Raw genomic sequence first — 7,147 nt, forward strand, 5'->3', positions numbered from 1 at the left:
CGGCGTCGGGGGTGGATCGTCGTCTCCGCGCCCCGCACCGATCGCGCCGGCGCGCGCTTACGCCAGGACCCGCAGGCGGCCGTCCACCTCGACCCGTCATGCCGGCAAGGGTAGCCCAAGGCGGTTGCGGCCGGGCCCGGAAAAGGGCGTCACTGTGGCTGACGGAGCCGCGTCCGCAGCCGCGAGACGCGCGCGGACCTCCGCGGCGAGCGCGGCGACCGGCGGCCCGAAGGCGATGTGGGCGCCCAGCCGGTCCAGCAGGGCAATCAGGTGGTCGCGCTCCTGCGGCGTCTTCAGCAGCGCGGGCAGGGTATCCAGCGCCAGATCGGGAGCATGGTCGACGATCAGCGCCTGGCGTCGGATGATGGCCTGGGCGGCATCGGCGGACAGAGCGACGAGCCCCACGTCCTGGCCCACCAGGTCGCGGATCTGCTTCAGCGTGGAGAGCCGGCGCTCGCCGTTTCCGCGCTGCTGCGCCAGCAGCGCGATGCGCACCGCGGCATCGGTGAAGCCGCCGTCGCGCACGGCGGCCAGCGCCGCCGCCACCTTGGCCGGCGGCTGCTCCACCAGAGCGGGCGCCACCGGCGCGGTGAGGTCGGGGTCGAGCATGGCGAAGGTGCCGTAGAGACGGAAGAATTCCGTCTCCACCGTGGCATCGCGCAGGCGGCGGTAGAGGTCCCATCCCGCCGTTACGGCAGCCGCGGCGAAGCGTTCGGCCGCCACAATGCGCGCCCGCCTCGTTTGCGCGGCGTGCGCTGGCTGCGGGCGAAATCGGCCAGCGGCGCCAGCGCCTTCAGCGCGGGGTTGAGGTCGGACAGGCCCCAGCGCGCCATCCTGAGCGGATGCACCGCGCGCAGCGCCCGGCCCATTTCGGGCGTGATGACGGCGGCCAGCAGCGGGTGCACGAACGCCTCATAGAGGCGGGAATTGTATTGCGAGATATTGGCCACCACCTCGAACGGAATCTCGTCCTTGCGATCGTATTTCTGGAGCCAGGCGATGTCCTCGACGCGCCGCTCGGTGAGGGTCACGTCGTATTTCGGCTCCGGACCCGAGTGGTCCTCCTCGATGGTCATGCCGTAGAGCCCGGGCGGCAGGCTTTCCACGTAATCGATCAGGTCGACAATCTGGGCGTGCTCGCGCCGCGCGATGGCGCCGGAGACGAAGATGCCCAGGTGGCCGATGGAATGGTGCATGAGGCCGACAACCACCTGCCCGGCATCCTTCAGCGCCTGGGTGGTGGGATAGATGTCCGCCACCCAGTTGATGGCCTGCTGGGGCGGGGTGATGTTGTCGCCGAGCGAGGCGAAGACGATGATGGGCGAGCGCACCGCCTTCAGGTCGAAGGACTTGCCCGGCGCCCATTCGGCCTTGCCGGCCGCGAGCTTGTTGCCGACGAACAGGTTCTCGACGATCCACTTGATCTCGGCCCGGTTCATCAGGAAATAGCCGCCCCACCAGCGCTCGAACTCCAGGAAGCGCGGCGGCTCGGTGTCGGCCTTTTCGTAGAGCGTATAGTACTTGGTGAAATAGGTGTTGGCCGGGTTCAGATACTCGAAATTGTCCACCAGATAGGCGCCGTCGAAGACGCCGCCGCCGAGGTCGCTGGCGAGCAGCGCGGTCCAGGAGCCGCCGAGCACGCCGCCGGCATAGCGCATGGGGTTCTCGGCGTCGTTGCCCGCCCAGTAGGACATGGGCGCGCCGTTGACCACCACCGGTCCCACATTCTCCGGGTCGAGCGCCGCCACCATCATGGCCGCCCAGCCGCCCTGGCAATTTCCCATCACCACCGGCTTGTCGGTCGCGGGATGGCGCGCGCCGACGATGCGCAGGAACTCGGATTCGGCCAGCGACACGTCGGCGAGCGTCTGCCCCGGCACCGGCTCGGGAAAGAAGATGACCATGTAGACCGCATGGCCCGCCTTCAGCGCGAAGCCGACCTCCGACTCCTTCTTGAAGCCGCCGATGCCCGGCCCGTGGCCGGCGCGCGGGTCGATGATCAGGAACGGCCGCTTCTGCGGATCGAGCACCACGCCCTCGGGCGGCAGGATGCGCACGAGGGCGTAGTTGCACGGCCGCGCGAAGCCGCGCGCATCGGCGATCATCTCGTAGTCGAACGCCAGCAGCGGCGGCTTTCCGGCCTTCTCGTGGGCGATCCAGTTGTTGCCGCGCTGGCGCAGCGTGTCCCAGAAGAGCAGCGTGCGCTGCATGGCATCGAAGGTGTAGGAGACCGTGTCGCGCCAGGCCGCCTCCGGCGTCTGCGGCCGCGCCGCCTGCGCGAACGCTCCGGCCGCGCCGCGCATCGCCTCGCCATAGGCGGAGATCGCCTCGCCCAGGCGCAGGCGGTAAATCTCGGCGACCCGTCCATAGACCTTCATCATGTCCAGGGGGTGCATGGAGGGTCTCCTCAGCCGGCCGCGACAGAGGGGTCGGCGGCGAGCACTGCGCGCATCTCGCGCTCGATCATCCATTCCTCGTCGGTGGGGATGACATAGGCCTGCGGCCCGTTCCCCTTCGTGATCCGCTCAGCGCCGGCGCGGTTCGCCTCGGCGTCCAGCTCGAAGCCGGCCCAGCGCGCGGCGGTGATGACCTCGGCGCGGGTGGCGGCGTCGTTCTCGCCGATCCCGGCGGTGAAGACGAGCCCGTCAATGCCGCCGAGCACCGCCACCAGCGCGCCCATTTCCTGGGTGATGCGGTAGACGAACAAATCGATGGCGCGCTGCGCGCCCGGCTGCGCCTCCGCCTTCTGGCGCAGCTCGCGCATGTCGCTGGAGAGACCCGAAACGCCGAGAAGGCCGCATTTGGTGTAGAGGAACATCTCCGCCTCGTCGGCGCTCATGCCCAGCTCGCGCTGGAGATAGAACACGACGGCCGGGTCGATGGTGCCGCTGCGCGTGCCCATCATCAGCCCGTCGAGCGCGGAGAAGCCCATGGTTGTGGCGATGCTGCGCCCGGCCTCCAGGGCGCACAGGCTGGCACCGCTGCCGAGATGGGCGGCGACGACCCGGCCGCGAGCGAGGCGCTCGCCCATCATCGGGAATTGCGTGGCGAGATAGGCATAAGACAGTCCGTGGAAGCCGTAGCGCCGCACCCCCGCATCGCTCAGCGACTTGGGGATCGCGAACAATTGGGCGATCTCCGGCTGGGTGCGATGGAAGGCGGTGTCGAAGGAGGCCACCTGCGGCAGGCCGGGCACACGGCGCGCGATGATGCGGATCGGCTCCAGGCTGCGCGGCTGGTGCAGCGGGGCAAGCGGCGAGAGGGCGTCGAGTTCGGCGATCACCTGCGGCGTGAGCCGCATGGCATGGGCATAGTGCGCCCCGCCATGCACCACGCGGTGGCCGACGGCGGCGAGCTCGTGGCCGCCGCGATGGGCCGAGAGCCAGTCGGACAAATGCGCCAGCGCCTCCTCGAAGCCGAAGGCGCCGTCGCCGGGCCAGCGCTGGTCGCCGACCACCTCGCCCGCATGATCCGTGACCTTGAAGTGCGGCTCCGTGCCGAGCCCCTCGAACAGGCCGCGATAGAGCCGGTTGGGCAGATCGGCCCCATCGTCCAGGAACACCTGGAACTTGAGCGAGGAGGAGCCGGCATTGAGGACGAGATGCACCTGCGCCATGGGTCAGACCTCCGTCGCTCTGGCCGCCGCGCGGCGCGCCTCGGCAAGCAGCGAGGCGACCGCGCAGGAGGCGAGCCGCGTGGTCCGCGTGTCGGCCCGGCTGGTGAGGATGATCGGCACCCGCGCCCCGAGCACGATGCCGGCGGCGTCCGCCCCGGCGAGGAAGGACAGGCTCTTCGCCAGCATGTTGCCGGCCTCGAGGTCCGGTACCACGAGGATGTTGGCGCGCCCCGCCACGGGCGACCTGATGTGCTTGATCTGCGCCGAGCCGAGGTCGATCGCGTTGTCGAGCGCCAGCGGGCCGTCGACGATGCCGCCGGTGATCTGGCCGCGGTCGGCCATCTTGCACAGCGCCGCCGCCTCGATGGTGGAGGGCACGCTCGGGTTCACCGTCTCCATGGCCGAGAGGATCGCCACCCGTGCCTCCTCGAACTGCAGCGCGTGCGCCAGCTCGATGGCGTTCTGGACGATGTGGCACTTGTCCGCGAGCGAGGGGGCGATGTTGATGGCCGCGTCGGTGATGATGAGGGCTTCGGGATGGGTCGGCACGTCCATGACGAAGCAGTGGCTGATGCGCCGCGCGGTGCGCAGGCCAGTGTCGCGCGCCACCACGGCCCCCATCAGTTCGTCGGTGTGGAGGCTGCCCTTCATCAGCGCGTCGGCCTCGCCCGCCCGCACCAGCGCGACGGCCTTCTCCGCCGCGTCGTGGCTGTGGGCCGCGTTCACCTGGCGCACCGCCGAGATGTCGAGCTTCGCGGCGGCGGCGGCCGCGGCGATCTTGGCCGGCGGGCCGACCAGGATCGGCGTGATGAGGCCGAGGTCCGCCGCCTCCAGCGCCGCCTCCAGGGAAACGGCGTCGCACGGATGCACCACGGCGACGGTCAGCTTGGGCAGGCTACGGGCCGCGGCGATCAGGTTTTCGTATTTGGCGTGGCGGTCGCCAACGGGTCCGGCCGCATTCGCAATGGGCATCCGCTTCCCTCATCCGTCTGGCCGGCCGCGCCGGCGGGAGGGCGATGGCGCGGGGCGTGTGGCATCCGATGCCGGTGCCCGCGCCGGATCGCCGGGCTTGCCGCCTGTATGCGCGGCGCGGGCGAACGGCTCCATGACACGCATCAATCCTGGCGCGAATGCGCCGCCGGTCCGAGCTTTGCCGGCGGATGGGTCTCGGCCCGGCCGCCGTCTCGGTGCCGCGCTTGACGGTCGTTTCGCGGCGGCGGACCGCTCCGGTCCTCGGCGCCGACGTGGATGATGCCGATCAGACGAAGGAGATGGCTTCCGCTTCCTCGAAGATGCGGCGCAGGTCCTTCAGCCCGTCCTCCAATTGCGCGAGCTCGCGCCGCGCCGAGGCACACCCGCACCCCCTGGGTGGTCGGGTCGTTGGGACGCAGGCTGCCGGGCGGGGCGAGCGTGATCCCGCGCTGGGCCGCCTGGGCGATCAGCGCCGACAGGGTCCGCCCCATGGGCAGCGGCAGCCACAGATGGAAGCCGGGCGGCGCCGGGATCTCCGGCAGGAGCCCCGCCAGCAGCCGCCGGGCGATCTTGTTGCGCAGCGCCGCCTGCTCCTGCTTGAGGGCGGCCTGGTTGGCGAGGCCGCCGGTGTGGATCAGGCGGGCGACCACCTCGGCCATCAGCGGCACCGCCATCCAGCCGCTGGCCCTGAGCCCGTTGATGCAGCGGTCGCGGAAGCTGTCGGGGGCGATCATGGCGCCGATGCGCAGGCCGGGCGCGAGGCACTTGGCGAAGCTCACCGCGTAGAAGCTGCGCTCCGGCACCAGCGCGGCGAGCGGCTCGACCGGCGTCGGCATCAGGAAGGCATAGGCGTCGTCCTCGACCACATAGGCGTCGTGGCGGCGGACGATCTCGGCGATCTGCGCGCGCCGCTCGGCCGGCAGCACCGTCCCGGTGGGGGTCTGCAGCGTCGGCATGCAGTACAGCACCCGCGCGCCGGTCTCGGCGAACGCCTTGTCGAGGGCGGCGGGCAGGAGCCCCTCCCGGTCCATGGCGACGCCGTGCAGGCGGTAGCCCATCTGGGTGGCGAGCGAGAGCGTGCCGGAATAGGTCAGGGCCTCGGTCAGCACCGTGTCGCCGCGCGACGCCACCATGGTCATGGCGATGGAGAGCGCGTGCTGGGCGCCGTGGGTGATGAAGATCTGGTCGGGCTCCGCGACCATGCCATGGGCGCCGAGCCAGAGCGCCACCGCCTCCCGGTGATCGCGCCGTCCCTGGTGCGGCAGATAGCTCAAAAGCCGGTCCATGTCGGGCTCGGCGGCGATCTCGGCCACCACCGCGGCGATGAGGTCCGCCTCGCCGGTGGCGGGCGGCACGTTGAGGGCGAGGTTCACGCCCTGGACCTCGGCGCGCTGCGGCAGGCGCCGGCGCTGGACGAACGTGCCCCGCCCCACCTCGCCGGAAATCAGCCCGCGCTGCTCCGCCTCCGCATAGGCCTTGGACACGGTGCCGACGCTGAGGCCCAGGCGAACGGCCAGGTCGCGCTGGGGCAGGAGCCGCGCGCCCGGCTTGACCCGGCCGGCCGCAATGTCGGCCTCCAGCAGGTCGACGATTGCGAGGTAGCGCGGGCCCGGACCGAGGGGAAGTGAGGGAAGCCAATCGGACATGGTCAACCTGACAGGAACAGCACTCGAATAGTACAATTTTTAAATTGATGCAATGCGATGGGGCGAATGTCCACTTTTCCACGGCCCCTGGGTCGACGCGGGCAGGGGCACCGGCGGGCGCGGCGCAAGACGGCGGAAAACGCCCGACGCATCAGAATGATGCCGCATTGCATCATAAGATGTGGGTCAAAATCACTGAATGAGTTAGCTCAATAATTGACTCCTGTGCATTTGTCTCTGTATCGTTTCCCCAATTGGCACGTCAGAAGCCAGCAAGGGAGGCACCGATGATCTATGAGATCCGCGTCTACGAGGCCGCCGAAGGCAAGGCCGAGGCGATGCGCCGGCGGTTCAAGGACGAGGTGGTGCCCCGCCTGCCGGGCCACGGCATTGAGCTGCTCGGCGTATTCGTCGCCCCCGAGGAAGATGGGCGCCTGACCTATCTCACCCGCTTCGAGAGCGAGCAGGCCCGCACGGCCGGCTGGGCGTCGTTCGGCGCCGACGCGGGCTGGAAGGCGGTGAAGGCGGCAAGCGAGGCCGGCGGGCCGCTGCTGAAAGCCCAGACGGTTTCGGTCCTGTCGCCCGCCGTCGCGGGCCTGCTGCTGGGCTGAGCCCGGCGGTCGCCCCGTGCCCCGCGCCCGGTCCGCGAACGAGGACATTGCGCATGAAAGCGGCTCCTTTCGCCTATGTACGCCCCACGTCCGTGGCCGAAGCCTGCGCGGTGCTCGCCGCGAGCCCGGACGCGCGGGTGGTCGCCGGCGGCCAGACGCTGGTGCCCATGCTCGCCATGCGTCTCGCGCGCCCGGCGGTCCTGGTGGACATTCTGCGCCTGCCGGCGCTCGCCGGCATTGCCGAGGAGGCGGGCGCGCTGGTGATCGGCGCCACCACGCGCCAGGTGGACGCGAGCGCTCGG

General features: G+C 70.5%; 7 protein-coding genes. 2 read left to right on the forward strand and 5 right to left on the reverse strand.

Translation table 11 applies throughout. The features are described from left to right. Positions 1 to 96 precede the first annotated feature (96 nt). The 5 genes from AC2W7M_RS16410 to AC2W7M_RS16430 all read right to left on the reverse strand — a co-directional run bounded on the left by AC2W7M_RS16410 (position 97) and on the right by AC2W7M_RS16430 (position 6,234). On the reverse strand, positions 97 to 723 hold the full coding sequence (locus tag AC2W7M_RS16410) for a hypothetical protein (protein ID WP_486133313.1): 627 nt from the start codon (positions 721 to 723) through the stop codon (positions 97 to 99). Further along, entirely contained in the window at positions 690 to 2,396 is a 1,707-nt protein-coding gene (locus tag AC2W7M_RS16415) for a DUF3141 domain-containing protein (protein WP_486133315.1), read from the reverse strand. The genes AC2W7M_RS16410 and AC2W7M_RS16415 overlap by 34 nt, the downstream gene beginning before the upstream one ends. Before the next feature lie 11 nt (positions 2,397 to 2,407). Next, positions 2,408 to 3,616, reverse strand: coding sequence for an acetate/propionate family kinase (locus AC2W7M_RS16420; protein WP_486133317.1), 1,209 nt, complete (start codon positions 3,614 to 3,616; stop codon positions 2,408 to 2,410). 3 nt (positions 3,617 to 3,619) lie between these two features. Then, on the reverse strand, positions 3,620 to 4,588 hold the full coding sequence (locus AC2W7M_RS16425) for a phosphate acetyltransferase (protein ID WP_486133319.1): 969 nt from the start codon (positions 4,586 to 4,588) through the stop codon (positions 3,620 to 3,622). 143 nt (positions 4,589 to 4,731) lie between these two features. Further along, positions 4,732 to 6,234 carry an aminotransferase-like domain-containing protein gene (locus tag AC2W7M_RS16430; protein WP_486133321.1) on the reverse strand — a complete coding sequence of 501 codons (1,503 nt, stop codon included), beginning with the start codon at positions 6,232 to 6,234 and terminating at the stop codon, positions 4,732 to 4,734. 287 nt (positions 6,235 to 6,521) lie between these two features. On the opposite strand from AC2W7M_RS16430, the gene AC2W7M_RS16435 reads away from it, so the two are divergent. Then, the gene (locus AC2W7M_RS16435) at positions 6,522 to 6,845 is read left to right on the forward strand and encodes an NIPSNAP family protein (protein ID WP_486133323.1); all 324 of its coding nucleotides are present in this window, start codon (positions 6,522 to 6,524) and stop codon (positions 6,843 to 6,845) included. A gap of 53 nt (positions 6,846 to 6,898) precedes the next feature. Beyond that, the coding region (locus tag AC2W7M_RS16440) for an FAD binding domain-containing protein (RefSeq protein ID WP_486133325.1) at positions 6,899 to 7,147 on the forward strand (249 nt) is incomplete at its 3' end.

It is taken from the genome of Xanthobacter sp. BG11Y11_SDJG (assembly GCF_057364445.1).